Origin of the sequence: Neobacillus endophyticus (genome assembly GCF_013248975.1) — a bacterium.
GTDB classification, from domain to species: Bacteria; Bacillota; Bacilli; order Bacillales; family Cytobacillaceae; genus Neobacillus; species Neobacillus endophyticus.
In genome coordinates, this window is record NZ_JABRWH010000001.1 from 1,018,589 (window position 1) to 1,045,081 (window position 26,493).

A 26,493-nucleotide genomic window follows, 5' to 3' on the forward strand; every position below is an offset into this window, starting at 1 on the left:
GTGAATTCACGGCTTTTTAAAATGATAGACTAAACTACTTGTTTGTCTGGTAGTGTATTCGTTGATCGTTTATTCTTGAAGACAAAATATGAACCGACAACACAGACAGCAATCAATGCTGTTAAGTAGAATTGGGAACGAAGGGAATCAATAAATGCCTGCATGATCAAAACGACGGCAATAACCAAAATAGTTGCATATGTCAAATAAGGGAATAACCACATTTTGATTTTGAGTGCTTCAGGTTTTTCTTTTTCATATTTTCTTCTTAAGCGCAGCTGTGAAAATGCAATGACCAGATAAACAAGCAAGGCTACTCCCCCGGAAGCATTGACCAAGAAGAGAAAGATTTTGTCAGGAGACAGATAATTAAAAATGACGCTAATAAAGGACACTACCGTACATCCCAAGATCGCATAAACTGGTACTCCTCTTTTGTTTACCTTTGAAAATGCGCGAGGAGCATCCCCATTTTGTGCCATGGCAAACAACATACGAGAACTTGTATATAGACCTGAATTCAAGCAAGAAAGCACGGCTGTCAAAACGATAAAGTTCATGATTTGACCTGCAGCCGGTATATTTAGAACATTAAGAACGGAAACAAACGGATTTTTTAATAGAGTTGTAGAATTCCATGGAAGAACAGTTACCAGAACTAAAATGGAACCCAGATAAAAAATAAGAATTCGATAAATAACACTGTTGGTCGCAACCGTAATGGCTTTTTCAGGGTGTGATGTTTCTCCAGCGGCGATGGCGACAATTTCACTTCCCATAAAAGAAAACATGACAAGCGCAATCCCCACAAAGATCGAGCTGAATCCATGAGGCATGAATCCTCCTCTATGGAGAATATTAGATGTCCCTGGCGAATGAACATGTGGTATAAGGCCGAAGATAATAGCCCCCCCAAGAGCCAAAAATAAGACAATACTTACAACTTTGATCAATGAAAACCAATACTCGAACTCACCATATGATTTAACCGAATACAAGTTAGTCAGCGTTAATAACAATGTGAGGGCGAGACTGACAGACCAGGAAGGCCAGGAAGGAAACCAGTATTGAATGATATTGGAACCCCCAATCGCTTCAACCGCAATAACGATTACCCAAAAAAACCAGTATAACCAACCGATTGTATAGCCTGCCCACGGTCCCATGGCTTCTCGGGCATACGTAGAGAAAGAACCGCTCGTTGGATTGACAATAGACATTTCTCCCAACATGCGCATAACCAAAACAACTAACAGCCCAGCGAATACATAAGAAAAAATAGATGCAGGTCCTGCTGAGTTAATGAGGGAGCCGCTTCCGACAAATAATCCAGCTCCAATGATTCCTCCCAGAGAAATCATGGTAATATGCCGAATTTTCAAGTCTTTCTTTAACTCCGTTTGCTGATGACTCATTCTTTCCACTTCCTTTGTCATAATATTTACTATTAAAAAATAGTAGTTTAGTTACCAAATACACTGTAAGCGGTTGCAATGCATCATAAAGATAAATCCTACCAAGTATTTTTTTAAAACTGGAAGTAAAACAAGGAAGTTGTATAAGTTGTTTAAAAATTTTATATATTTATATTTTATACACAATCTGTTCACATTTGTCAATAACAGCATACAATTTTGTGAGTGTATTTGGATAAATATACAATCATATATATTATTTAACATATTCACCGTGAAATTAAACACTTCCTGTTCTTGAACTAGCTAATGGTATACAAATGTGATACATTGATAGAAATACTGTTTAATTAGAAGGGATAATATGTTTAAATCTGAACAAGTCCATATAGATGACTCCTTTATTTTGATCGAGTCTTCTACAACTTTAATGGAAACGAAAAACAGGCTCCAACAATTCCATTATGTTGTTGTTACTGTCAAGAAAACGCACTATACCATAATGAATAGTGAATTAGATATTTTTGCAGCCTACACGGACTCTCAGCCCATAGGTCCTTTTCTTGAGGAACTTCGATGGATTCCTTCAACAGTCTCGGTACGATCCGAAGTTCCTGAATCCAATGCAGATTGGCGACGGCCCGTTCTGATCCAAAACGATGATAGAAAGGCATTCGCTGGTATATTAACTGCTATGGAATGGATTCGATACCTTCAAGCCAAAGAATCGAAAGTAACCGCTTACTTTCATGCGTTGGCGGAAACAGTAAATGATGCTGTAACAGCTGTGGATCAGGAAGGTAAGGTCATTTGTTGGAACACTACAGCAGAAGAAACCTATGGAATCCATCGCGAAAAAATTCTTGGACGGAAAATCGGAGAATATTTTCAGGACGAAGATATTGTATTACACCGCATCTTAAATGAAGGGTTCCCTGTTCGCCAAGCATACCATCGGCCTGACAGCAATACTCACGTTTTAATAAACGCCTCTCCTATTATTCAACAGAATAAGATTATTGGGGGCGTGGCAACAGAGCAAGATATTACTCGGATTGTCCGTCTCAATGAAGAATTGTATTCATCATTGCCACAGCATGTCCATCAAGAAGAGCCATTTTCCTCCATCATCGGGGTGAATCCTGAGCTCCAACAAGTGCTAAAAATGGCGCAAAAAGCAACCTCAGCTGACATTCCTGTTCTCTTGACAGGTGAATCTGGTTCAGGAAAAGCGATGCTCGCACAGGCGATCCATTATGGTGGTTCCAAAAAGAATCATCCATTTTTAACCGTAAATTGCTTATCTATTCCTCCTGGACTTTTAGAAACAGAATTGTTTGGCTATCAAAGAAATTCTTTTACAGATGAGGGACAAGTTGGTCAAGCCGGCAAACTAGAACAGGCAAATGGAGGAACATTGTTCATTATCGATATAGATCGCATGCCGCTTGACATTCAAGTAAAACTTTCAAACTATTTGGAAAATCAATCTTTCCATCGTATTGGTGGAAATGAGCGTGTTCAAGCCCAAACACGTATTATTGCCTCTGCTTCACCTAGAATCGAGGAACTAGTACAAGAAGGGAATTTTGATAAAGATCTTTATTATCAATTGGCCGTGATAAAAATGGATATTCCTCCATTACGTGATCGCTTGGAGGATATTGTAGAATTAGTTCAAAAATTCATGCGTGAATTTACTGTAAAATACAAGAAATCCATTCCAACGATGGATCCTGAAGTTATGACGGCATTAATGAACTACCATTGGCCTGGAAATGTGCGAGAACTTCGAAATGTAATAGAACGTTTTATTCTGCTCAATGACGGAGATCTGATTACCTTGGAACAGTTGCCGCGAGGGATCGTTCATACAAATCAGCCTGTCAAATCTGTTGGTAAAGCCATCTATGCCAAGCCGCAAGTCAATAATGCAGAGGAGTCACCAAAAGAGGAGTCTTTTGCGATTGAAGATGCTTTACGAAAAACATATGGAAACAAAAGTGCTGCAGCCAAATTGCTCGGCATCTCAAGAGGAACTTTATACAATAAAATTAAAGAATATGGTCTAGATTAATTTAGCAGCTTTTCTCCCCCTTCAAGTGTTTCTGAAGGGGTTATTTTGATTTAATTCCCCTCACACACTTATCCCTTTTAACTTGTTTGTGTATTTTAAAAAAATTGGCGCCTTCCGCGTTGCGGAAGGCGCCTAACTTATAGATTTATTGAACTTGTAAGCTCACATCATCGACAAAGAATGCAGTCGGATTGCTGATATCATTTGTTCCTTTAAAAGCAATTTGAATGGTTTGTCCTTTGAAATTTATTAGGTTGAAGCTGTGCTGCTGCCAGCCGGATGCTGTTGCATCGCTTAATTTCAACATAGTGGTTAAAGTCGCACCCTTAGAATTTCTTACCAGTGCATAGAAATAATCATAAGCATGGCGGAATTCTCTCGTTGATACATTGGTCCAAAAAGTAAGGGTAGCACTTTTTGCAGTAGCTGGAATTGCAACAGTTTGATAAATGAGATCAGTACTTCTGTTATAGCCATTTAAAAATGCTGATGAACCGCCTAAATGCGGTAGAACGGACTCAATTAATTGATAGCCGCCTGAGCTCGCTTCTACCCATGGCAGCTGGCCGTTTTCAAAGCCGCCGTTTTTAATTAACTCTGTCATCGTACCGCTGGTGCCGCTTGTAGGTGTACCCGTTGTTGTACCTGATCCGGAAGTAGTGCCTCCGCTTGTACTAGTGGTTGTACCCGAAGTTGTACTTGTTGTACTTGTTGTACTTGTTGTACTTGTTGCACCTGTACTCGTCCCAGTGCCACTGCCCGCGCTGCTAGAGGATCCGTTAATATCACGAATTAAATTATAGACATCAGGCGTTCCGATCCCTGTGGCCATGTCATAGCCTGCTGTTGCCGAGTAGAACAAGTTATTCCCGGAAGTAATGTCATGAAATGCCGGGTAAGGCTGTGCCGTATTAAAAGCTTTATATAGAGCCGGGTTTGCCTGACCTAGGCTGCTCTTTCCATTTGCCGCTGCATATTGATTATTAATGGCCGCGATTCCGGCCCATAAAGGCGCGGCTGCCGATGTTCCTCCCACCTCAACCCATGAACCTTGGGTATAGATGGAATATCCTGAATTCGGGTCAGCGTTTGCTGAGACATCCGGAACCTGACGTTTTCCATTCGAATAACCATTTTGCACACCAAGCCCTGACTGGAACGCTGGCATTGCATAGACGGTGGACAAGCCGCCGCCGCCGCCCGATCGATCCGTGTTACTGCTCCAAACCGATTCAGAACCGTATGAGGAGCTGCTGAGATTCAAATGTGTTCCCCCAACGCCTGTCACATATGGATCATTTGAAGGGCTGTCCACCTCTAAAGTTGAACCGCCGGAATCATAGGCTCCATTGTCACCAGACGCCGCAAAAATACTTTGTCCTTGTGCAGCATATTGTTGAAAAATCGTATGCAGGATATTCAGCGTTGAAATCGAAATATGATTCTCGCCTACCCCCCAGCTGACAGAAATAGCTTTAGCTTTATCATCAGAGGCGATTTTTTGATAAGCATCGATTAACCCTTGATCGGAATTTGGCGCCTCATATACAGCCACTTGAGCTTTTGGCGCAGCGGCATTGATCATTTCAATGTCCAATTCTACTTCCGGTTCCCCTTCACCGGCAGCACCGTTGTAACCGTCGACATATACATTGGCAGGTGCAGGACTTCCAAGGTTATAATAATTGCTAAAAGTGCTGATATTAGATGATTTATATCCATCCAGCTCCACAACAGCAACGCTCTGACCTGAACCAGTAAAACCGGAACTCGCCAGCGGGTTGATGTCGTATGCCCCTTTTATTTGTGATGGTGTATAGCCGCCCGCTGGCCCGCTGACCGCATTCGCTTTAACCGTATGGGCAACAGGAGTTGAACGTTTGATGATTTTCGGATGTGTATAATGGGCTTCGTTATTCAGCCCTTCAATATCTGAAATGATTCCTGAAAATTGAACAGGGATGCTGGGCGCCTCTGCATTGGAATAAAAGGTTTCCCCTTTTGAATCTCTATAATTATTGATGGTGACACCAAATGCATCTTCCACTTGTCCCGTTGTACCGTTGACCGTAATAAATGCACGATTGGCTGACACATTCTTTACTCTAAAGCCTTTGCTTGCTAAAAAACTTTTAACATTGTTCAGCGTTTCTTCTGTCGGGCCATATTGATCATTAAATTCCTGTGGCGTCAAATAGTGTTTGTAATTAGGAGAAGCAGGATCATTCAAACTATCAATATATTGGTTCAGTTGATCCACATTTCTTAACTGAAGGGCAACTGTTAAAGTCGCTCTCGTACTGCGGCCTGTGTGGCCCACTAGCTTGTTATGCTTAGGAGCCATTGGAACTGCCCTGGAAAGTCGAACTTTGCTGGGACCTGCTGCAAAACTTGTACCACCCGACATACATAACGTCAAACTTAACAATGAAGCAACAGCGGGTACTAATAGTTTTTTTCTTATCATCCATTCAACTCTCCATTTCTCTAAAGAAAAAGTCTGCCACTATGGCAGACTATATATACCATATGTGGCGGCCCGACTGCCATGGAACTGCTCTTAACAAGTAGTTCTTTAGACTCGCGACTTTGCGTCACTATCTTTCAATAGTTTTGCCTTTTTCATTTAGTTTAATAGGATAAAACTCCCTTAACATTATTTTACTAAGTAGTTTTAACAATGTACATAAGAGAATTTTTCCAAAAATTCCGAGTCAATAGAATCATAGATTATGTACTTTCATTATTGATGAAGCAACAACTTCCGCTAACCGTTTTACATCTTTTTTTTACGACGGCTGCATATTCAGCCAGTTCTCCCACATTATCAAATGATTGATTCTGATTAGTCACAATGGCAATAGACAATGAAACAAGGGCAATCTTTTCTTTCACACCTTGTCGATTTTCTGCTATGACATATTGCTTTGACAAGTGGCTGTCATAATAGAAACCTTTCCTCATCTGGTCGAATTCCTTTATCAGGTGATGGCAAATGGTTATAAAATCATAATGAGGCAGAATCGCAATAAAATCGTCACCGCCAATATGTCCTAAAAAAATCCCTTTGGGTAATAATGTTCTTTTAAGAAGCTCTGCAGTAGATTGAAGGAGGTCATCTCCCTTTTTAAAACCGTATGTATCGTTATAGGACTTAAAATGGTCTAAATCAAAATATAAGACACTGAACTTTTCTAGTTGCAAAACTTCCTTTAATTGATCCTCAATACTGTGGTTTCCCGGCAATCGGGTCAATGGATTAAGAAGGCTCGCAAATTCTACTTGGACTTCCACTAATTTCATTAGCAGACGCTGGATACTAACAATGCCAACAAACTTATTGCCTTTCGTTACAATGACATCATCGTAGCGGGCCTCTTCAGCTCTCTCCATGGCAAATTTACTTACTTCTGTAATCGGCTGAAAATAATCCACAATGAGTGGTTCTTTTTCCACTATTAACTCGATCGATCTTCCCATATAAAGATTATAGCCATATAAGGTGCCCATTTTTTCATAGAATCGCGCTCTTGTTATGAGAGAAATGGGCACTTCATTATTTACCATCACAATTCCTTGTACTCTTCTATCCTTACTAAATATCTGATCTGCTGTCTTACTCAGTGCAGATTGGGATATACAGGGGGCCACCTCTGCAATATCTCCGATATAAGCTGCCATAGAATCACCTGCCAATTAACTCAATCTTGGATATTTTTCAACGTGAATACGCTGGAATCTTCCCTGGCTTTATTTCTTCAAAGGGTCTTCCCAGTGCATATCCTTGACCGTAATGGACACCATGTTCACTGATAAAGGCCAGTTCTTCTATTCTCTCTATTCCTTCCGCAATGATTTCAGTAGCAGATTGTTTGGCATACTCGACTATTAACGTCACCAGCTGCTGTTGTTCGAGATTTTGATCAATAGTTTGGATCAGTGACCTATCCAATTTTATAAATTCAGGTTTTAAATATATTAATGTTTTTAAACTATTATATCCAGAACCCACATCATCAATGGCGATCCGGAACCCTTGTGAACGGTAATTGGAAAGAACTTTTTCAAAAAGGGTAAAGTCGGTTACGGCACTTCTCTCTGTCAATTCAAAAACAACCTGCTGCGGTTCAATCCCAAGCTCAGCTAAAAGTTGAAGCGTTTCACCGCTATGATAATGGGAATCCAGTAAAACATTGGGATGGATATTGAGGAATATCAATGGGTTTCCTTGCATCACAGCCCCTTTTAATCTACTAATAAATCTTTTGAGCGAAAGATTTCTGCAAAAACATTCAAATAAAAATACTTGATTGGATTGTCCTACAAATTCATAAAACTCTTCGGTATTTGGAAATACATTCGTAACCGCCGGGCGGTTTAAAGCTTCAAACGCCATCGTTTCCCCAGTGTTTAAATCAAGTATTGGCTGAAAAAACGTATCCAAATCATTTCTTTTCATGATTTTATGTAATTCCTTCAACCTTTTATAATATAAAAACTCTTTCCTGCCTCTGTTGTTTAAACCTTTTAAATAGGTATATAAATTACTTTTCTCTATTGCTGAAAAAATCTCGCTGGGTTGACTGTACATGTTCTGCACCTACTTTAAATTCTATCTACTTATATAGTAATGATCCAATGTAAAATCTATGTAAATTTTACTTTGAACCTTTGTTAATATTGTGTAAAAATTACTAAATTACCAAAAATCAATAGAGTAACAGAGGTATATTACTATTGGAAAATTTGAAAGGCATGGTAGAAACGATATGGCTATGAAATAAAACTGGAAGAGGAATAGCAATCAGAAGTGCTGAATGCCAGCATGGAAATAGAGTTTGAAAAGTGATGGATGCAAATGGACACAATTAAGAAAGCAGGCATCAAAAGAGATCTTTTGTATAAAAATTTACAATAATTTAACAATAGGATTAAAAGTAATTTACATTACTCTTGGTATAATATTCATATTACTTTGAAAGGTTGGATTACATTTTGAATTTAATTCAGACACTTATACTAGCCATCATCCAAGGAATAACAGAATTATTTCCGATCAGCAGCGTTGCCCATGGAGTTCTTACTCCCTATGTATTTCATTGGGATTTAGACCAAGAATTTTTAAAAGAACACTTTCTCCCATACGTCGTTATGCTCCATTTAGGAACGGCCCTTGCTTTGTTATTGTTTTTCTGGAGAGATTGGGTAGACATGCTCAAATCATTATTTAGCGGCAGCAAAAAGGTGTTGATCCTGGTCATTGTTGCAACACTGCCAGCCGCTATCATCGGTCTTGTTCTAGAAAAACCATTAACAAGATTGTTTAGTAATGTGACCACAGCTGCAATATTTTTAATTGTAAATGGATTTTTCCTTTATTTCGGAGAGAAGCTTCGTTCTAAAGGAACAAAGGAAATTGAAGAATTATCGATTAAGCAAGCAGTTATAATTGGATTGTTCCAATCATTAGCTCTTATTCCTGGTTTTTCTCGTTCAGGTTCCAGTATGACAGCCGGGTTCTGGTCCGGATTAAAACATGAAGCATCCGCTCGTTTCTCGATGCTGTTAGCTACTCCCATCATTGCGGGAGCCAGTATCCTAGAAGTTCCAAAAATTTTAAAATCACATACACCTGGGTTAATGCAAATGTCTTTAATCGGCGGTGTGGTAGCAGGTGTTTCTGCGTTCATAAGCGTTTGGATTCTAATGAGATGGTTCAAAACGAAAGAAATCAACGCAATGCGTCCATTTGCCTACTATTGCTGGGCTGTCGGCATCTTGGTTTTAGTTAGCAGGCTAATCTAATTAGTTTTATTTCTTCCAATAAAAAAGAGGTCCCTAGCGGCCTTTTTTCTATTTTTAGCGGTCTGCTTTCAATTTGACAAATTGAACAAGCTGATGGTTCAAATAACTTGCACTATAGGAAAAATCATGCTGATACCAATAAACATCGAATGCCTTTTTGGCAGAGTGGCAAGGTACCAGACTAGTAAATCCCTTTATTATTGAGACAGAATCATCCAATGCAAAAGCTGAAGGACAGGTTCCTGCTTCCGGTCCGGGATAGTGTCCTTCATCCTATCTATGAAGGACAGCTCGCTTCTTCCAGTTCGGGGGTTCTGTCCTTCATCCTCGCTATGTAGAACAGTTTCCTTCTTCACCATATCACCGTAATTCTTTTTCTTTCAAAACAGTCACAACCTCCTAATAGTTTTCCATTTTTATAATCCCTAACAGCTTATTCCTTAAAGGCTCGACCTATGAAATACAGATTCCTTTTTTCAAAGGCTCAATTTCCAATATTAAAAATTTGTAAATTTTGATTTTATCTTGCCGGAAATCTGGCCATACTGTTCCCAAGGAAAAAAATTCGGAGGTTTCAAAATAAAATGAAGAGTTTAAGTCTAATGAAGATCCTGGCAACTCTTGGTATTGTGGTGTTCTCGCTTTCCGGTATAAAACTTAATGCCTACGCTACAGCCAAATTCACGGTTACAGCAGATGTTCTAAATGTAAGGGAAGCAGCGGACAGTACTAGTAAAATTATCGGCCAAGTGCATCATGGGGACACATTTGACATCATTCAGACAAAGAACCAATGGGATGAAATAAAACTAGCAAACAACCAAATTGGCTGGATTAACAACACATACCTTGCTCCAAAAGAAAGTATTCCTGCAACTGTAGAAGCGGATGTTTTAAGAGTGCGTGAAAAGCCAAGTTTAACCGGCAAAATCATTGGAAAATTAAAATTGGGTTCAAACATAACCATTTATGATGAGCAGAATGGCTGGGCAAAAATGGTGGCCTCTTCCGGACAGGAGGGCTGGGTATTCGAAAATTACCTATCAAAACAGCCTGTAGCAAAGGCCAAGACTGGTGAAAGGACAGCTTCCTCCCAAAAGAAAACTGTTGGCAAAACAACGGCAGTTAACCAAAATACAGCCTCTGGGGATACAACAACAACGGACAACCAAAATGCAGCAACCGAAAAAACATCAACAGCGGACAATCAAAATGCAGAAACTGGAAAAATACCAACAGCGGACAATCAAAATCCAGCCACCGGAGATACTTCAGCAGCCAGTCAAAATGCAGAAACTGGAGATACAGATTCAAACAGCAACAATACAGCGACTGGAGGAAATGCTTCCGACAACCAAAATACTGCGTCCGGGGATACAACATCCGCAAACACTTCGAAAGATTCTTCATCGCCAGATATGGATAGGAGTGCAGCACCTGACATTCCTAATAGTCAGGGGCCACTTAAGGGAAAAACCATTGTTCTTGACCCGGGTCATGGAGGAAAAGATGACGGGGCAACCAGCATTACGGGCACACATGAAAAGGCCTTAACATTAGCCACCGCCAAGCGCGTTGAACAAAAGCTTGAAAATGCTGGGGCCAATGTAATTATGACCCGCACCAACGATACGTATATTCCCTTAAATCAGAGGGCCAATCTTTCCAACCAAAACGATGCGGATGCTTTTATAAGCTTCCATTACAATTGGACGGATAAGCCATCCATCAATGGTTTGACTGATTATTACTATAAAGCAGCGAGAGACAGCCGTCTTGCCTCGGATCTTTTAAAAGCAGTGGCGAAAACAACGGGATTAAATAATGACGGGACAAGCTTCGATAACTTGGAAGTTTTGCGAAATAACGCCCAGCCATGTACATTGATCGAACTAGGATTCCTTTCCAACAAACAGGATGATTCTGTTGTGGAAAGCAATGATTATCCCAATACCGTAGCACAAGGGGTTTACCAAGGGCTGCTCGATTATTTTTCAAATACAAATTAAAAAGAAGCTAGATCGGACAAGTCTGTCTTATCTAGCTTCTTGCTTTAAAAATCGATATGATCAGGGTCTGGCCCTACACGATTATCTCGATTTAGTTCGTCAATTCGCTGCATATCCTCTTTTGTCAGCTCAAAATCAAATACATTTGCGTTCTCCACTATCCGATGCTCTTTAGTGGATTTAGGTATGGTTACCACACCATTTTGTAAATCCCAGCGGACAATAATTTGGGGAATGGTTTTATGATATCGATCAGCAATTTCTTGCAGAATCGAGCTGTCTAATAACTGTCCTTGTATAAGCGGTGACCAAGCCTCCAGCTGTATCCCATGTTCCCCGCAAAAGGCCTGGAGTGCTTTTTGCGTTAAGCGTGGATGGTATTCCACCTGATTGACCATTGGGTTTATGTTTGCATCTTTCATTAAATCCTCTAGGTGGTGAATGTGGAAGTTGCTGACACCGATGGCTCTTACCTTTCCCTCTTGATATAGGGTTTCTAACGCCCGCCATGCTTCTTTGTATTTCCCTTCAACCGGCCAGTGGATCAGGTATAAATCTAAATAATCTAGCCCTAGTTTTTTCAAGCTGGTTTCGAAAGCTGTGATGGTTGAAGTATAGCCCAGATCAGAATTCCACACTTTAGATGTGACGAACAGTTCTTCTCGAGGAACACCTGATTCTCTGATGGCTTGACCTACAGCTTCTTCATTTTCATATATAGCCGCGGTATCCACACTGCGATATCCATGTTTAATAGCGAATTTTACTGCGTTTACTAGTTCCGGGCCATTATCCACTTTAAACACGCCAATGCCAAGCCATGGCATTGTTACACCGTTATTTAATGTCGTTGTATCATGTAAACTTGTGATCATTTCATTCATACCTCCAGTTTTTTTTCTATACTAAAATGCAGCTGCATTGCTTTTTCCTTTTTTTCAAGCGCCCAACTTACTCCCGTTAGAAGAATCGCGGCAAATACCATGATGGCTCCTGTCCATGTGGTATGAATAAGACCGATGGAGTCGGTTACGAGACTGCCCAAATAGGAGCCAAAGGCAATACCCGCATTAAACGCCGCGATATTGATGGCAGATGCCACATCTACTGCTGCAGGAACAAAACGCTCCGCTAACATCACGACGTAAACCTGCAATCCCGGTACATTCATAAAGGCCATTACCCCCATGAAAAATATGGTGATTAGTCCTGCTAGTTTAAAAGGGGCCGTTATAAACAATGTAAGCAATATAACAGCTTGAATGATAAACATATAGAATAATGCTTTCATTGGATTTTGATTGGATAGCCTGCCCCCTACCATATTTCCTATGGCTATAGCCAGTCCATAAAGCAGCAGAATCAATGAAACGGCGCCTTCCTTAAATCCAGTAATGTTTTGTAGAATAGGGGATAAATAAGTAAATACAACAAATGTTCCTCCATATCCTAAAGCCGTAATGATGAAAATAAGCAATAAACGCCCATTTGTGATGACTTGGAACTGATCTTTGAGGGTGGTGCGCTTCCCTTTTCGCAGTTCAGATGGAACGAGGAAACTATTGGCCAAAAACGCAATAATTCCCACTGCTACTATAACGATAAAGGTGGTTCTCCATCCGAATTGCTGGCCGACAAACGTTCCAAAAGGCACTCCAGTTACGGTTGAGACTGTCAGTCCGGAAAACATAATAGAAATGGCACTGGCTCTTCGATTTTCAGGTACCAGCTCAGCTGCTATGGTTGAGCCGATGGACATGAATACACCATGTGAAAAAGCTGATATCACACGAGCCGCCAGTAATACTCCAATGCTGGCAGCTGTGGCGGCGATACTGTTTCCGATCATAAAAACGGCCATAATCCAAAGAAGTAAGGTTTTACGGGACATGTTCGAAGTAATAGATGTTAGTATGGGGGCACCAATGGTTACTCCCAATGCATAGAGTGACACCGTTAGACCGGCCGTTGTAATCGAGACATGTAAATCCTTGGATATTAAAGGCAATAACCCCACACTTATAAATTCCGTCGTACCAATAGCAAATGCGCTCACGGCCAAAGCAAGCAGTGCTAAGGTACTTCGTTTTTTATCTAATGACATGACGTTTCCTCCTTTAGTTAATCGCTGGCAATGGATACTTTGAAGTCCCGCCCGCAGATGTTATTATGAAAGAAAAGGATATTATATGGAAGTACGCACTTTAAAGTTATATAGGAACCAAAAAGTAATATAGGTACTTTTAAGTGCCTATAAGATTGGAGGAGTACGATTTGCAGAAGAAAAAATACAATATCTCCGTTGAAGCCACACTGGAAGTGATTGGCGGGAAGTGGAAATGCGTGATCTTATGCCACCTCACACACGGTAAGAAACGTACAAGTGAATTAAAAAGGCTGATGCCAAATATTACCCAGAAAATGCTGACTCAGCAACTTCGTGAATTAGAAGAGGATGGGATTATTGACCGCATAGTCTACAATCAAGTTCCTCCTAAAGTGGAGTATGAATTAAGCGAGTATGGCTGGAGTTTAAAAGGAATTTTGGATTCCCTTTGTTCTTGGGGGGAAAACCATATTACAAAAGTATATGGAGATAAATTTTCAGTACTTGAAGATAATATTTTGAATGAGAAGCTAAAATAAAACAAGGTGGATTTGAATGCATCCACCTTGTTTTTTAATGGGCTGGAGTCAGTTTTTTCTTCGATGAAAGCAGCATGATTCCCATGACAATGATTGGCACAATATTTACGACTGCCAATACTGGCCCCGAGAAATCCGTTCCGCTCATCAGTCCGTGCATGGTAACCATAATATAAAGAATGGGATTCAGTGCATGCAGTTTCCGCCAGCGTTGATAACCGATCTTCTTGCGTAATTTGGATGAGACAATCGTGATAATCAAGAAATACGTTCCGAGCGTTCCCAATGCCATGGAAATCGTTTGGTAATTGGATGTAAACGGAATAAGTATGTCCGACCACTTGAATGTAAAGTATGAATCAATTAGCAAAACTCCCAAGTGCCCGAAGGTTAGAATTAATGACCAGTCCCCAAGTGCTTCATGAAGATGAATGATATTATTTATTTTCTTTTTCCGTTTCTTTTGAACCATTGAATAAAGTCCGATGATGACCGACAAATACATTAAAAGATAGGCGACTGTTCCTGTAGCACGTATGGCGTACCATTCCAGTGATTGCATATGTTTTCCCTTCTTTCGTTCATTTTTTTACAAGTCCATGGACTTTATATCAGGTCCCACCAGTAGTTGTATCAAAACCATCATGCTGGTTTGCAGATGAATGGTCCTGTGAAACAGTTTGCGTAGTTGATTGCTGTGCACCGTTCGTATTAGAAGATTGAGTTGTCGTTTGTTGTGTTCCATTTGAATTAGAAGTTTGCTCTGGATACTTAATAGTAAAGGACGAATTTTGGCTGTTCGTACTCTGAGATGTTGTGGTAGTGTTTGAACTTTGAGTGGTCACCGCCGATGTGGCTGAATTTGTTTTTGTTTGATTGTCTTTGATCCCCAAGTATGATGCCATCCCTGCTACAAGAGCCAAACTAGCAAAGCTTACTCCCCATGATGTAAATTTCTTTTTTTCCATTTTAAGTACTCCCTTTCATTTTAAAAATTTATTTAAACTTCTTAAGATGCTTTCAATTAGCTTATGAACATATAATGCACCCTCAACCTGAATTGGTCTTGAATGCAAGCTGAAAGTTTCCTGAACTTTAAAAAAACCTGTACTTTGAAATTGTACAGGTTTTTTCCTATTAAGATTGGTTTCTATAATGATCGTACATTTCCAGACAATCCAGCAGTTCAGATTTATAGACCATTAATGCTTTTCTTACAATCTCGTTGTGCTGGTTGTTTTCCAACTCCATGTTGCATTTCTCCAAGTCTTGTTCTTTCACAATGGATAAGTTTTCAAAAATCCACATTAAATGATTGCTCATTTTTCTCCCCTGCCCCTAAATCATTCATCATTTTCTATGTTAGTAAACATCATGCCCAAGTTTACAAGATTTTAAACTAGTGTTTGCTCATCTTAATAGGATTCAAAATTCCACAAAAATATCAACAAACCAAGGTAATGGCACATACTTTGTGAGATACTCTATCATAAATTATATGACAGGGGATTCTTTTAAAAGTTTAGCCAAACTATTTTTCTAATAAATATAAATGGGACGAGGAAATGTTTGAAGCCGTTATGGGACCCTGTGGCTCTTTTTTTATTTTTCAAGAAAGGGGGATCGAATTGAACACAAGTGATATTTTACCTGGGGATATTTTATTTGTCTGGGGGAGGGGGATTTTTTCCGAGGCAATTGAGATGGTGACAGGCGGCCCCAGCCATTGCGCCTTATTTTTGGACAAGCAAACACTGGCTGAGGCACAGTCTGGGAGAGATTCAGGCATTGCCTATCTCTCCACTTACTTGAACTCAGGAGGGCACTTAGAAGTATGGCGGGATGAAACGTTAACAAAACAAGAGAGAAAAAGAATCACAGCATATGCCAAGAATCATTTCGGCATCCAATACGACTATACTGCCATCCTCGCAGAACTAGTCCGCTTCAAACTTGATATCCCCATTTACAGTTTCCAAGAAGGAAACCGGCGGATTTGCTCCTCATTCCTCAATGACTGCGCAAAATCCGTCGGACGAAACTGGGCAAACATCCCTTACACTCCCGCTCCCGTCGATCTCATCAATAGCGGAAAACTCACAAAGATTGGAGAACTCTGATTTATAATCATTATAATCTGGTGTCAGGCACCACTGTGAATAAGGGAGCAGCGCTTATAAAGGCTGCTCCCTTATACTAGTATGTTTTAATGGATGGAGGAACGTATTTAAAGAATTGTTCGATTAATAAGTCTGGTTGGTCTTCGACGATGGCGATGGAACGGAATTTTTCTTGGAGAAATTTTTGTTCTACCATATGGTCGAATAGGGTGATGAGCGGGTCGTAATAGTGATCAATGTTGAGAAGGCCGCATGGCTTTTGGTTTAGGCCAATTTGTGACCATGTAAAGATTTCGAAAAATTCTTCCAGTGTTCCTGTGCCGCCGGGCAGAACAATAAAGCCGTCTGCCAGCTCGGCCATTTTCGCCTTTCTCTCATGCATGGTTTCAACGGTATAAAGCTCTGTCAGCCCTTTATGAGATATTTCACGCTGCTCCAAGACACGAGGAATCACACCAATGGCATGACCGCCTTCATTCAGAACTGTGTCTGCCACCGCCCCCATCAAGCCAATACTGGAACCGCCATAGACCAAAGTAATCTTACGTTTTGCTAACTCTTTTCCCAATTCAATGGCTCCAGCTTTATAAGCATCGGAAGCACCTAAACTGGAACCGCAAAAAACTGCCAATCGTTTCATGATGTCCCCTCCAAGTTTTTCTTTAGCTGATTGGAAAGAATAACTTCCCTATCAGGCATAAGGGCAACTACACCTCTGTCTTTGCCCTGTCGGGTTCGCCAGTCGGCGAGTTTTCTTTACCATAAATCATTATTTACCAGCTTTGTCCTCTTTTATTTCATTATACGAAATTCGTTTTAAAATATTTAGGGAAAAATGTCATCAAAGAGATTTCCATTAAACTGGAGCATTCGAGGTTGTTCACAAAAAGTTAATAAAAAAAACAGCCTGCGCCATTAACAGATTGGAAAGGCTTTCATCGAAGAATGAAAATTTAGTGCACTCAAAACTATTCAAATTTTCCAAAAAAGCTAGTATTATTGAGATTAAATAACTTGTAAACAAGGGGTGCAAACATGATCGATCAATTACAAAGAGCCTATAATTTTAACGCAGGACCTTCTGCGCTTCCACTGGACGTTTTGAAAAAAGCCCAGGAGGAGCTCGTTGATTTTCGCGGAACTGGTATGTCTGTAATGGAGCTAAGCCATCGCAGTGCCGCCTATGAAGAAGTACACAACCAGGCTATTGCTCTTTTAAAGGAACTGCTGTCCATTCCGGACAACTATGAGGTTCTGTTCCTGCAAGGCGGGGCAAGCCTGCAGTTTTCCATGATCCCGATGAACTTTTTAAAACCCGAGCAAAAAGCTGCCTATGTCATGACAGGTTCATGGTCTGAAAAAGCATTTGCCGAAGCTAAGCTCTTCGGAAATCCTTATCATTCAGCAAGCACAAAAGACGGGCAATACCGCCAGATTCCAAAATTCGAAGAATTGCAATATAACACGGACGATGCCTATGTTCATTTAACATCCAACAATACGATTTACGGCACTCAATGGAAGGACTTCCCTGTTATTGAAGGTGTGCCCCTGATTGGGGATATGTCCAGTGATATCCTCTCCAGACCATTTGATGTCAGCAAATTTGCGTTAATCTATGCTGGCGCACAGAAGAACCTTGGCCCATCAGGCGTCACAGTTGCCATTATTCGCAAGGATCTGCTGGAGAAAGCCAATACCAATATTCCAACCATGTTGAAATACAGCACACATGCTAAAAACAATTCATTATATAACACCCCTCCAACCTTCGGAATCTACATGCTTGGAGAAGTATTGAATTGGGTGAAAGGACTTGGCGGCATTCATGAAATCACGAAACGCAACGAAGAAAAAGCAAAATTGATTTATGATGCCATTGACTTAAGCAACGGATTTTATAACGGCCATGCGGAAAAAGACAGCCGTTCCTTAATGAACATTACCTTCCGTTTAAAAGACGAAGAACTAGAGAAAAAATTCTTGGCTGAGGCCAAAAAAGAAGGCTTTATCGGTGTAAACGGCCACCGTTCTGTCGGCGGATGCCGCGCTTCTACTTATAATGCCGTACCATATGAAACATGCAAAGCATTTAGTGAGTTCATGGTACAATTTCAACAAACTAATGGGTAATTAAAAATTAACGTACATTTATCCACATGAAAACCCGGCTGTTTTTTTGCGGCCGGGTTTTTGTATTCAGATCAGCTTGCTTATCCCCGGCCGTTTAAAAACAAAGGCCCGATTGTATTTATTCATCTAAAAAATATACTTTCACATGCAATCAGCACCAGAATGATTCCACTAATGATGGTTCCGAATTGCCCTAACGTAAAGGACCCAATTCGAATATCAGCTGCTTTCCCTCCAACAACAACCCCCAGCCATACCATTAAAAAGCTCCCTGCCGCTGCTGTCAACGAAATGGCCAATGGCGATAATCCGAACAGCCCCGCACTCAAACCATTGGTAACGGCATTTGCCGAAAGAGCGATTCCAAGAATGCAGGCCTCCTTAAGGCCGATTTCTCCTGATTTGTCCATATCTGCTTGTTCAGGATTTTTCAAAATGGCACTTACTTTGGTCGCATCTTCAGGTTTCTCTTTGTCTGATTGCCCTTTACGCGGGGCAGCCAATAAAATGATTCGAACCCCAATAAGGATTAATAAGAAAGCTCCGGCAAAGATGGGAAACGCTCCTGGAATGACTGATGATAACCATTTTCCAAACAGGATACCGGTTTCACTAAAAAGAAAACAGATGACGGCAATAATCAGATTTGCCCATATACCGATTCGAATTCCGCGAATTCCGTAGGAAATACCTACACCCAGATTATCTATACTTGAAGACAAGGCAAAGGCAAGGATCACAAGCCAATTCATTTATTTCCACTCTCCTTCTTTTGCCATGTTATGGGAAGGAGCAGTAAAAGTGCCTATCCGGAAAAATTTGTGGAGCTAGAGCCCGGTTGGTATTAGGGGGGAATTTTAAAAACAGCTCCTAAATCATGATGTTGATGAATCACCTTCGTGCTTTCAAAGCTCTTACTAAAGAAGTACAAATTCATGAGGAAAATAACGCAAAAAAGAGCTAGTGAAATAAACTAGCTCCTCCAAGGACTTTTTTGAATGGTTATATAATGTCAGCAGCCAAGTTTTGCCCGGTAAATTGACTATTGTAAAGTTCGGCATAAAAGCCGCCTTTCGCAATCAATTCCCGATGATTGCCCATTTCAATGATTTTCCCTTTATTCATGACGAGGATTTTTTCCGCATCACGAATGGTTGATAATCGGTGGGCGATGACGAAACTAGTTCGTCCTTCCATCAGATTGGACATGGCTTTTTGAATTAACACTTCCGTTCTAGTATCGACACTGCTTGTAGCTTCATCCAGAATTAAAATCGTCGGGTCAGCAAGGATGGCCCGTGCTATGGTGAGCAGCTGCTTTTGACCCTGAGATATATTTGTTGCCTCTTCGTTTAAGACTGTTTGATAACCGTCAGGCAGTGTCCTAATAAAATGATCTGCATGGGCTGCTTTGGCTGCATGGACGATTTCCTCCATGGTCGCCCCTTGCTTAGCATAGGCGATATTATCCTTAATGGTTCCGTTAAAGAGCCAAGTGTCCTGCAACACCATCCCAAACATTTTCCGCAGATCATTTCGTTTCATATCTCTGATATCTACACCGTCGATGCTAATTTTACCAGTATTGATTTCATAGAATCGCATTAATAAGTTCACAAGAGTCGTTTTACCTGCACCAGTTGGGCCTACAATGGCAATAGTCTGCCCTGGTTTTACCACCAGGTTCATGTCCTCAATCAGTGGCACCTCTTCCTTGTAGCGGAAATCTACGTGTTCAAAACGAACTTCTCCACGTGGAAATTCGATGACTTTGGCATCTGGAGATTCCGGAATTTCTTCCGATGCATCAAGAATTTCAAATACCCGCTCCGCACAAGCCACTGTTGACTGGATCACATTGGCAATCTGTGCTGTCTGAGCAATCGGCATCGTAAAGGATCGCGAGTATTGAATAAAGGCAAGAATGTCTCCTAAACCGAGCAGATTCTTGGTAATCCACAGGCCACCGACGATACAAATTCCAACGTATCCTAAGTTGCTGACGAAGTTCATGAGCGGAAACATCATTCCGGAGATAAATTGCGCTTTCCAGCCAGAAGCGTATAAGTTTTTATTAATGGCTTCAAAACGCTCAATGGCATCTTTTTCCTTCCCAAAAACCTTTACAATTTTATGCCCTGTGTACATCTCCTCTACATGTCCGCTGAGAGCTCCCAACTCTTTCTGCTGGGACGCAAAGTATTTCTGTGACTTTTTAGCAACGAACGCAGTAGTGACAACATACAATGGGAGAGTTACCAGCATGATCAGCGTAAGAATAGGGCTGATCGTCAGCATCATAATAATGTACCCAATAATCGTAATAACTGAAGTGATGATCTGGGTTAAGCTTTGTTGCAGTGTGTTCGCAACCGTATCCAAGTCATTCGTTACCCGGCTTAGAATATCACCATGCGGATGACTATCAAAATATTTAAGCGGCAATTTGGCTAGCTTTTTATCCACTTCCATGCGTAAATCCCGTACCGTTTTCTGCGCAACGCCGGACATTACAAGTCCCATAATTAAACTAAAGCAGGCACTGATCACATACATTCCCATGAGAACCAAGGCGATCTTGCCAATATATTGGAAGTCGTACTTTCCATTTGTTTCCTTGATTGCCTTGACTGCCCCGTTAATTTGATCTTGGGTCAATTTGACATTTTTCGCTCCGGAACGTTCTTGACTAGGCATCTTTTTACTTAAATCCAGCATTTTCTTGACGATGTCCGCTTTTTGATTGGCATCTGTCACAGTATCCAGCATTGGAAGCTTAATAAATTCCTGGATCGCTTTAGCCGTTTCCGGATTGACCTTTGCCTGTTGCGGTGTAGAAGAGATATTTGGTGAATTTTGCGTCTGCTTCATTTGCTTATCGATCTGATCAACAGCCGCTTTCTGGGCATCAGTCATTTTCTCCAGCATCATTTTTGCCATATAGCCATCTTGTAATTTGTTCATGGCATGACTCATGATTTTAGGTGCAGCAATTGTAAACGATGTACTGGCGATCGCAAAAATCAAAACAATGATTAAATTCAACCTATGCGGTTTTAAATACCTGAGAAGCCTTTTAAGCGTTCCTTTAAAATCCTTGGCCTTTTGGACCGGTGCACCAAAATGGCCGCCCCCGCCAAAACCGGCTCCGCCTCTGTTTCCTCCAGGATTTGGACGATTGTTTGTTCCACTCATGCGATCTCCTCCTCAGACAGTTGTGAGGATACAATTTCCCTGTATACCTGACTGGTTTCTAACAGCTCTTTATGAGTACCCATGCCGGCAATCTCACCATCGTTTAAGACGATAATCCGATCGGCGTCCCTGACCGTTCCTACCCTCTGGGCAACAATAATGACGGTTGCCTCTGTGATTTCCTTCTTGAGCGCAGCCCGAAGCTTGGCATCTGTTTTGAAATCAAGAGCTGAAAAACTATCATCAAAAACGTAAATTTCAGGCTTCCTTACTAACGCCCGTGCAATGGATAAACGCTGTTTTTGTCCGCCAGAAACATTTGTCCCGCCCTGTGTTATTTGATGTTCAAAACCATCATCCATGTTCTCAATAAAATCAAGTGCTTGAGCAATATCCGCTGCATGTCTAATTTCTTCCACTGAAGCCTTCTGATTGCCAAAGCGTATATTTTCATTAATGGTTCCAGAAAATAGGACGGCTTTTTGCGGAACGAATCCAATCTTAGAACGAAGCGTCTCCTGGGACATTTCCCTGATATCTACTCCGTCAATTAGCACACTGCCGCTGTCCACATCGTAGAATCTTGGAATCAAGTTAACAAGAGTGGATTTGCCCGCACCTGTACTGCCAATGATAGCTGTTACTTCGCCAGGAGTAGCAGAAAAGGAGATATTCCGTAATGCTGGCTGTTCAGCCCCTTGATAAGTGAACGAGACATCTTTAAATTCAATATAACCTTTCTCAGTGAAAGTATCTTCCACTTTTTCGCTATCAGTTATTCCCGGCATCGTTTCTAACACTTCATTAATTCTTACTGCTGCGGCTTGGGCACGAGGAACCATGATAAACATCAAGGAAAGCATGAGCATGGAAAACATAATTTGCATAGCATATTGGGTAAATGCCGACAACGCCCCCAAATCCATATTGCCTTTGCTAATGAAAATTCCCCCAAACCATAAAACGGCCAGAGAAGTAAAGTTCATCACGAGCATGATCGAAGGCATCATAAACGCCATGATTCGATTCACTTTTATATAATTATTGGTGAGATCCACATTCGCCTCTTCAAAACGCTTTTCTTCGTGCGTAACCATGTTAAAGGCTCTGATCACACGAATTCCCACAAGCTTTTCCCGTAAAACAAGGTTGATTCTATCAATCTTTCCCTGTATTTTTCGAAAAGTTGGGATCATGCGGGAGGCAATCAAGGCAATAACACCAGCTAAAATAGGAATGGCAATGGCCAAGACCCAAGTAAGCTTTCGATCTTCCCGTAAAGCCATAATAATGCCGCCAATAGCCATCATAGGAGCACTAATCATCATCCGCATGATCATGATTAAAACCATTTGGACCTGGGTAATATCGTTCGTGCTTCTGGTAATAAGTGTTGCAGTACCGAACTTATCAATTTCTTGTAACGAATAACTTTCCACCCTATTAAAAATCCTGCTGCGCAAGAGCGTTCCCAGCCCCACTGCGACTTTAGAGGAAAAGTAACTGGCCACAATTGCACAAATAGCGCCGCTGCCAGCAAACAAGAGCATAAAGCCGCCGATGCGCAGAATTTCTCCTGTATCCCCCTGCATAACCCCTTTGTTAATAATATCGGACATCAATGTAGGAAGATAAAGATCACTTAATGTCTGCAGGAAAACAAAGGCCAGCACAACGATAATCAACAAAGTATACGGTTTTAAATACCTAAACAGCCTTAACATAAATTATGACGCTCCTTTTCATCTTTTGTGATCGATACAATCATGTCTCCATCAGGAGTGTGCTGTCAGCGGAATCTGTAAAAAATAGGATCGTCCTCACCCTCCACCAATTAAAAAATGGTAAAACATCCTGAAGAATTAAATTTCTGCCATTTAAGAGGGCATCCATTGTTTATTCTATCTTTTTTTTCAGGATTTTCGGCACTTTAATTTTTACAATAACATGATAATTTTTTGATATGGGGGAATATGTTCGAAATGATGATGAAGTAACGAATGGAGTAATTTCACCGTGCTTTTAACACTAGCCATAGTATTATAAAAAAAAGAATGATCCTGCAATAGTGCAGAATTTCATCCTTTTTATATGAGAATCTTCATTATTTTAACATGAGTTTTTTCACATTCAAAAGATTATTGCTCCTTTAGATAAATAATCAACTCAGCACGGCTTTTGAGCTCTAATTTATCAAGAATGCGAGATACATAATTTTTCACTGTACCTTCTGTTAAAAATAACGCCGCACTAATTGTCTTATTGCTTTTTCCTTGCATAATTTGTTCTACGACTTCGACTTCTCTCGGTGTCAGTATATTAGATAAATCCTTCTTTTCCATTCCAGAGGCCGCTGAATATTCGGGAACCTGTTGAAGGGCATGAATGAGTTTGCTCGTCACTTCTGGATGAAGCAGGAGCGTCCCTTCATAAGCAGCCTTAATGGCCTTAATGATCTCTTTTAAATCCGAATCTTTCAAAATGAATCCATCTGCCCCATTTTTCAGCCCATTGAAAATATACTCATCCTCATTAAACGTGGTTAAAATAATAACCTTCACGTTTGGATAGATTTCCTTCACCGCCTTTGTGGCGTCGATCCCATTCATAACAGGCATTCGGATGTCCATTAGAATCACATCGGGCACCGTGCCTTCCAGCAGGTGCAGGAGTTCTGCCCCGTTTACCGCCTCTCCTATAATCCGAATCTCTTCATTTAAGCTTAATAGCATCTTCAAACCGTCTCGGACAATCCCCTGGTCATCTACAATCATTACATTAATCATTTATTATCACTCCACATTTGTTACAAATGGAATTTCCGCTTCCACCGCAAAGCCGCGGCCTTGTACCGACACAAAATGGATGGTTCCATTCCATAACTGAATTCGTTCCTCCATCCCGCGGAGGCCGTGGGATTTTTTCATATCACTGCACCCCGCCCCATCATCCTCCACCTTCACTAGCAGCTTTTTGTCATGAACGAAAATATCGATATGAAAGGTCCGGGCATTTCCATGTTTAATCCCGTTGGTAATGGCCTCCCTCACCGTTTCATACACAGCACTTTGAATGTCCCGGCTTGCATACTCCGCCATGTCATCGCAGAACCATTCAAATTGCAATCGCCCAGCCGTTTGCAGGCTATCAATCAAATCAGTTAAAGAATCACGGAGCTTGACATTGTTTTTCCATGCTTGGTCATCTTTTAAAACTGCGACCGCTTTGCGAAGATCTGCAATCGAAGTTTGCGAAATGCCCAGCGCTTTTTTCATGACTTCTTTTGCTTTTTCTGGATGGGTATTCAACATATTTTCCGCAAATTCAAGGTGCATTTTTAAGGCAATGAGGCCATGGCCAAGGGAATCGTGAAGTTCCTGGGCAATTCTGGTTCGTTCTTTCACAATGGTAATTTCCTTCAATTTAGCATTGGCTTCCATTAATTCAACATTGAGCAGATTCCCCTTTTCTTTCTCCCGGCTGTTGATTCGAAACAGGTAAACCATCGCCAGCAAAGCCACATAAGGAAACAATCCCTTTTCAATCCCTTCCTTAAGGACAACCATATCGAATAAAAATACCAATATATGTAGGATCAGCAGACCAACCTGAATCGTGGGGCGGTATAGAAAAATTTCCACGATAGGAAAGATAAAATATAAATTAAGCGCTATGTTATCAAATGGAAGCAAATACAAACCGGATCCAATAATCCCCACCGCCATCGATATATAGTAAATTATACGATTCCTTTCAAATAGTTGGAAATAATTTCTGATATAGTCATTTACATGCAAAATGATGACCCCTGCGATACATACCGCCTTAACGGGCAGTGAAAAATAAGGGCGCATCATGATATCAAACGAAGCCGTCAATATCAGAATAAGCCGAAAAATCACCATGATCTTTATTGTGTTCTGTCTTTTCAACTGAAATCACATCCATTGCAATCTATTACTTGCATTATACTATTCTGCTAAAAATCGGAATAGATAGCGAAAGTCATTCACAAATTGATAACTAAAGTCATAGGTGCCCGATGACTTTAGTGTCTTTTTCCTCTGCCTGCAAAACTATACGATAGAGCCATAAAGAGATTCCAAGGGAGTGTTTCATGTATGATTCGAAAAAATAATGGACTGATATACGCCATAACAGTCCTAGTCATCACCTGGTCTGTTACAGCAGCACTGTTTATCCGCCCTAATATCGGCTTAAAAACATTTTCAATCATTATGTTGATCCCCGCAGCTGTTGCTATTATGTTTCAGCTTTTAGAACGGAAAGGGTTGAAAGGCTTTCAATCCAAAATGACGGTAAAGGCATGGCTGTTTGGCATTCTATATCCCCTTTTATTTATTTTGCTTTGCGGTTTCCTGGCACAAATGATCGGGATTGGGAGATTGAACACAGTGCCTGATGCGAAAATGTTCATTACCATGGCCATCACCGTTTTGGTCAATCTGTTCCCTGTCTTTGGCGAAGAATATGGCTGGAGAGGCTATTTGCTTCCGCAGCTTACCCAGCACTGGGGGAAAACGAAGGCTTCTATTATTCTAGGTATGATTTGGGCATTGTACCATGCACCGGCTGTTTTCTTTCTGGCGAAAGCAACCGGCATGGACCATCCTCTGCTCATATGCTTGATTCAGACAGGTTGTGTTTTTACCATTACCTTTCCATTTTCCTACTGCTTCTATTTATCGGGAAGTCTCATTCCTGTTCTGTTTTTTCATTCTGTTTGGAACGTGATGAACACATCCGTGCTGGGAGATATTTATACGAACAAACATGGAATGTTCGACGGAAATATCATGTTATTTAATGGAGAAGGATTGCTGGGTCTCATATTGGGCGCGGTTTTCATCTTTTGGTTTATTCGCCAGTTTCAAAACGAATCATATGTTGCGGAGGCTGGCAACAAAACTTACATGAGGATAAAAGGAAGCTGAATGTAATGGTTATTTTGATAAAATCCAACGTACAAATGAGGCGGTAGAAAATAACGTTTTAGAATGGGCTCATTCCACAAACAAAATCCCTTGATTTACCATATTTTATATAGTAGTATTTATTCATACTACTATAGG

At 40.8% G+C, this 26,493-nt stretch carries 23 protein-coding genes and 1 riboswitch; of the genes, 7 read left to right on the forward strand and 16 right to left on the reverse strand.

Features of this window, described 5'->3' with window-relative positions; all coding sequences use genetic code 11:
• Window positions 1-29: 29 nt before the first annotated feature.
• The gene (locus HPT25_RS04930) at window positions 30-1,415 is read right to left on the reverse strand and encodes an amino acid permease (protein ID WP_173060775.1); all 1,386 of its coding nucleotides are present in this window, start codon (window positions 1,413-1,415) and stop codon (window positions 30-32) included.
• A gap of 364 nt (window positions 1,416-1,779) precedes the next feature.
• On the opposite strand from HPT25_RS04930, the gene HPT25_RS04935 reads away from it, so the two are divergent.
• The gene (locus HPT25_RS04935) at window positions 1,780-3,492 is read left to right on the forward strand and encodes a sigma-54 interaction domain-containing protein (RefSeq protein WP_173060778.1); all 1,713 of its coding nucleotides are present in this window, start codon (window positions 1,780-1,782) and stop codon (window positions 3,490-3,492) included.
• Between the two features lie 145 nt (window positions 3,493-3,637).
• Here HPT25_RS04935 and HPT25_RS04940 read toward each other — a convergent pair whose 3' ends face one another.
• The 3 genes from HPT25_RS04940 to HPT25_RS04950 form a co-directional block, all read right to left on the reverse strand.
• Window positions 3,638-5,959 (reverse strand): S53 family peptidase, encoded by a 2,322-nt coding sequence (locus HPT25_RS04940; RefSeq protein WP_173060781.1) that lies wholly within the window; start codon window positions 5,957-5,959, stop codon window positions 3,638-3,640.
• 63 nt (window positions 5,960-6,022) lie between these two features.
• A riboswitch (cyclic di-GMP riboswitch) is annotated at window positions 6,023-6,120 on the reverse strand.
• Between the two features lie 102 nt (window positions 6,121-6,222).
• Complete coding sequence (locus HPT25_RS04945; RefSeq protein WP_173060784.1) at window positions 6,223-7,173, reverse strand: GGDEF domain-containing protein; 951 nt, start codon at window positions 7,171-7,173, stop codon at window positions 6,223-6,225.
• Between the two features lie 37 nt (window positions 7,174-7,210).
• A complete protein-coding gene (locus tag HPT25_RS04950) occupies window positions 7,211-8,083 on the reverse strand; it encodes an EAL domain-containing protein (protein ID WP_173060787.1) in 873 nt (290 codons plus the stop codon).
• Window positions 8,084-8,487: 404 nt separating this feature from the next.
• Here HPT25_RS04950 and HPT25_RS04955 point away from each other — a divergent pair, with 404 nt between their 5' ends.
• Window positions 8,488-9,297, forward strand: a complete 810-nt coding sequence (locus HPT25_RS04955) for an undecaprenyl-diphosphate phosphatase (protein ID WP_173060789.1) — start codon at window positions 8,488-8,490, stop codon at window positions 9,295-9,297.
• A 54-nt stretch (window positions 9,298-9,351) separates the two neighbouring features.
• Here the strand turns inward: HPT25_RS04955 and HPT25_RS28270 are convergent, their stop codons facing one another.
• Complete coding sequence (locus tag HPT25_RS28270) at window positions 9,352-9,516, reverse strand: hypothetical protein (RefSeq protein ID WP_217269631.1); 165 nt, start codon at window positions 9,514-9,516, stop codon at window positions 9,352-9,354.
• A 365-nt stretch (window positions 9,517-9,881) separates the two neighbouring features.
• On the opposite strand from HPT25_RS28270, the gene HPT25_RS04960 reads away from it, so the two are divergent.
• Window positions 9,882-11,306 (forward strand): N-acetylmuramoyl-L-alanine amidase, encoded by a 1,425-nt coding sequence (locus HPT25_RS04960; RefSeq protein WP_173060792.1) that lies wholly within the window; start codon window positions 9,882-9,884, stop codon window positions 11,304-11,306.
• Between the two features lie 44 nt (window positions 11,307-11,350).
• Here HPT25_RS04960 and HPT25_RS04965 read toward each other — a convergent pair whose 3' ends face one another.
• Both HPT25_RS04965 and HPT25_RS04970 read right to left on the reverse strand, forming a co-directional pair.
• Window positions 11,351-12,181 carry an aldo/keto reductase gene (locus HPT25_RS04965; protein ID WP_173060795.1) on the reverse strand — a complete coding sequence of 277 codons (831 nt, stop codon included), beginning with the start codon at window positions 12,179-12,181 and terminating at the stop codon, window positions 11,351-11,353.
• Between the two features lie 5 nt (window positions 12,182-12,186).
• Window positions 12,187-13,410 (reverse strand): MFS transporter, encoded by a 1,224-nt coding sequence (locus tag HPT25_RS04970; protein WP_173060798.1) that lies wholly within the window; start codon window positions 13,408-13,410, stop codon window positions 12,187-12,189.
• 170 nt (window positions 13,411-13,580) lie between these two features.
• On the opposite strand from HPT25_RS04970, the gene HPT25_RS04975 reads away from it, so the two are divergent.
• Window positions 13,581-13,952, forward strand: a complete 372-nt coding sequence (locus tag HPT25_RS04975; protein ID WP_173060801.1) for a winged helix-turn-helix transcriptional regulator — start codon at window positions 13,581-13,583, stop codon at window positions 13,950-13,952.
• Window positions 13,953-13,986: 34 nt separating this feature from the next.
• On the opposite strand, the gene HPT25_RS04980 is transcribed toward HPT25_RS04975, so the two are convergent.
• From HPT25_RS04980 to HPT25_RS04990, 3 genes are all read right to left on the reverse strand, one after another.
• A complete protein-coding gene (locus HPT25_RS04980; RefSeq protein ID WP_173060804.1) occupies window positions 13,987-14,514 on the reverse strand; it encodes a ferric reductase-like transmembrane domain-containing protein in 528 nt (175 codons plus the stop codon).
• A 49-nt stretch (window positions 14,515-14,563) separates the two neighbouring features.
• Complete coding sequence (locus HPT25_RS04985; RefSeq protein WP_173060807.1) at window positions 14,564-14,920, reverse strand: hypothetical protein; 357 nt, start codon at window positions 14,918-14,920, stop codon at window positions 14,564-14,566.
• A gap of 169 nt (window positions 14,921-15,089) precedes the next feature.
• Entirely contained in the window at window positions 15,090-15,275 is a 186-nt protein-coding gene (locus tag HPT25_RS04990; protein ID WP_173060810.1) for a hypothetical protein, read from the reverse strand.
• A 305-nt stretch (window positions 15,276-15,580) separates the two neighbouring features.
• On the opposite strand from HPT25_RS04990, the gene HPT25_RS04995 reads away from it, so the two are divergent.
• A complete protein-coding gene (locus HPT25_RS04995; protein WP_173060813.1) occupies window positions 15,581-16,072 on the forward strand; it encodes a C40 family peptidase in 492 nt (163 codons plus the stop codon).
• Between the two features lie 76 nt (window positions 16,073-16,148).
• Here HPT25_RS04995 and HPT25_RS05000 read toward each other — a convergent pair whose 3' ends face one another.
• The gene (locus HPT25_RS05000; protein WP_173060816.1) at window positions 16,149-16,712 is read right to left on the reverse strand and encodes an LOG family protein; all 564 of its coding nucleotides are present in this window, start codon (window positions 16,710-16,712) and stop codon (window positions 16,149-16,151) included.
• A 395-nt stretch (window positions 16,713-17,107) separates the two neighbouring features.
• Between HPT25_RS05000 and serC the strand changes: the two genes are divergently transcribed.
• Complete coding sequence (gene serC / locus HPT25_RS05005) at window positions 17,108-18,205, forward strand: 3-phosphoserine/phosphohydroxythreonine transaminase (RefSeq protein ID WP_173060819.1); 1,098 nt, start codon at window positions 17,108-17,110, stop codon at window positions 18,203-18,205.
• 122 nt (window positions 18,206-18,327) lie between these two features.
• Here the strand turns inward: serC and ytaF are convergent, their stop codons facing one another.
• From ytaF to HPT25_RS05030, 5 genes are all read right to left on the reverse strand, one after another.
• Complete coding sequence (ytaF, locus tag HPT25_RS05010) at window positions 18,328-18,957, reverse strand: sporulation membrane protein YtaF (protein ID WP_173060822.1); 630 nt, start codon at window positions 18,955-18,957, stop codon at window positions 18,328-18,330.
• Window positions 18,958-19,207: 250 nt separating this feature from the next.
• Window positions 19,208-21,400, reverse strand: coding sequence for an ABC transporter ATP-binding protein (locus HPT25_RS05015; RefSeq protein ID WP_173060825.1), 2,193 nt, complete (start codon window positions 21,398-21,400; stop codon window positions 19,208-19,210).
• Window positions 21,397-23,124 carry an ABC transporter ATP-binding protein gene (locus tag HPT25_RS05020; RefSeq protein WP_173060827.1) on the reverse strand — a complete coding sequence of 576 codons (1,728 nt, stop codon included), beginning with the start codon at window positions 23,122-23,124 and terminating at the stop codon, window positions 21,397-21,399. Before HPT25_RS05020 ends, HPT25_RS05015 begins: the two co-directional genes overlap by 4 nt.
• Window positions 23,125-23,538: 414 nt before the next feature.
• Window positions 23,539-24,183: a response regulator gene (locus tag HPT25_RS05025; RefSeq protein ID WP_173070888.1), complete on the reverse strand. Its 645-nt coding sequence runs from the start codon at window positions 24,181-24,183 to the stop codon at window positions 23,539-23,541.
• Between the two features lie 9 nt (window positions 24,184-24,192).
• Entirely contained in the window at window positions 24,193-25,332 is a 1,140-nt protein-coding gene (locus tag HPT25_RS05030; RefSeq protein WP_173060830.1) for a sensor histidine kinase, read from the reverse strand.
• Between the two features lie 189 nt (window positions 25,333-25,521).
• On the opposite strand from HPT25_RS05030, the gene HPT25_RS05035 reads away from it, so the two are divergent.
• Window positions 25,522-26,355 carry a CPBP family intramembrane glutamic endopeptidase gene (locus HPT25_RS05035; protein WP_173060833.1) on the forward strand — a complete coding sequence of 278 codons (834 nt, stop codon included), beginning with the start codon at window positions 25,522-25,524 and terminating at the stop codon, window positions 26,353-26,355.
• Window positions 26,356-26,493: the final 138 nt, after the last annotated feature.

What these genes read in the sequence shown, in the direction of transcription:
- HPT25_RS04930 (WP_173060775.1), bottom strand. Translation starts at nt 1,415, where the DNA reads ATGAGTCATCAGCAAACGGAGTTAAAGAAAGACTTGAAAATTCGGCAT.
- HPT25_RS04935 (WP_173060778.1), top strand. Translation starts at nt 1,780, where the DNA reads ATGTTTAAATCTGAACAAGTCCATATAGATGACTCCTTTATTTTGATC.
- HPT25_RS04940 (WP_173060781.1), bottom strand. Translation starts at nt 5,959, where the DNA reads ATGATAAGAAAAAAACTATTAGTACCCGCTGTTGCTTCATTGTTAAGT.
- HPT25_RS04945 (WP_173060784.1), bottom strand. Translation starts at nt 7,173, where the DNA reads ATGGCAGCTTATATCGGAGATATTGCAGAGGTGGCCCCCTGTATATCC.
- HPT25_RS04950 (WP_173060787.1), bottom strand. Translation starts at nt 8,083, where the DNA reads ATGTACAGTCAACCCAGCGAGATTTTTTCAGCAATAGAGAAAAGTAAT.
- HPT25_RS04960 (WP_173060792.1), top strand. Translation starts at nt 9,882, where the DNA reads ATGAAGAGTTTAAGTCTAATGAAGATCCTGGCAACTCTTGGTATTGTG.
- HPT25_RS04965 (WP_173060795.1), bottom strand. Translation starts at nt 12,181, where the DNA reads ATGATCACAAGTTTACATGATACAACGACATTAAATAACGGTGTAACA.
- HPT25_RS04970 (WP_173060798.1), bottom strand. Translation starts at nt 13,410, where the DNA reads ATGTCATTAGATAAAAAACGAAGTACCTTAGCACTGCTTGCTTTGGCC.
- HPT25_RS04980 (WP_173060804.1), bottom strand. Translation starts at nt 14,514, where the DNA reads ATGCAATCACTGGAATGGTACGCCATACGTGCTACAGGAACAGTCGCC.
- HPT25_RS04985 (WP_173060807.1), bottom strand. Translation starts at nt 14,920, where the DNA reads ATGGAAAAAAAGAAATTTACATCATGGGGAGTAAGCTTTGCTAGTTTG.
- HPT25_RS04990 (WP_173060810.1), bottom strand. Translation starts at nt 15,275, where the DNA reads ATGAGCAATCATTTAATGTGGATTTTTGAAAACTTATCCATTGTGAAA.
- HPT25_RS05000 (WP_173060816.1), bottom strand. Translation starts at nt 16,712, where the DNA reads ATGAAACGATTGGCAGTTTTTTGCGGTTCCAGTTTAGGTGCTTCCGAT.
- serC (WP_173060819.1), top strand. Translation starts at nt 17,108, where the DNA reads ATGATCGATCAATTACAAAGAGCCTATAATTTTAACGCAGGACCTTCT.
- ytaF (WP_173060822.1), bottom strand. Translation starts at nt 18,957, where the DNA reads ATGAATTGGCTTGTGATCCTTGCCTTTGCCTTGTCTTCAAGTATAGAT.
- HPT25_RS05015 (WP_173060825.1), bottom strand. Translation starts at nt 21,400, where the DNA reads ATGAGTGGAACAAACAATCGTCCAAATCCTGGAGGAAACAGAGGCGGA.
- HPT25_RS05020 (WP_173060827.1), bottom strand. Translation starts at nt 23,124, where the DNA reads ATGTTAAGGCTGTTTAGGTATTTAAAACCGTATACTTTGTTGATTATC.
- HPT25_RS05035 (WP_173060833.1), top strand. Translation starts at nt 25,522, where the DNA reads ATGATTCGAAAAAATAATGGACTGATATACGCCATAACAGTCCTAGTC.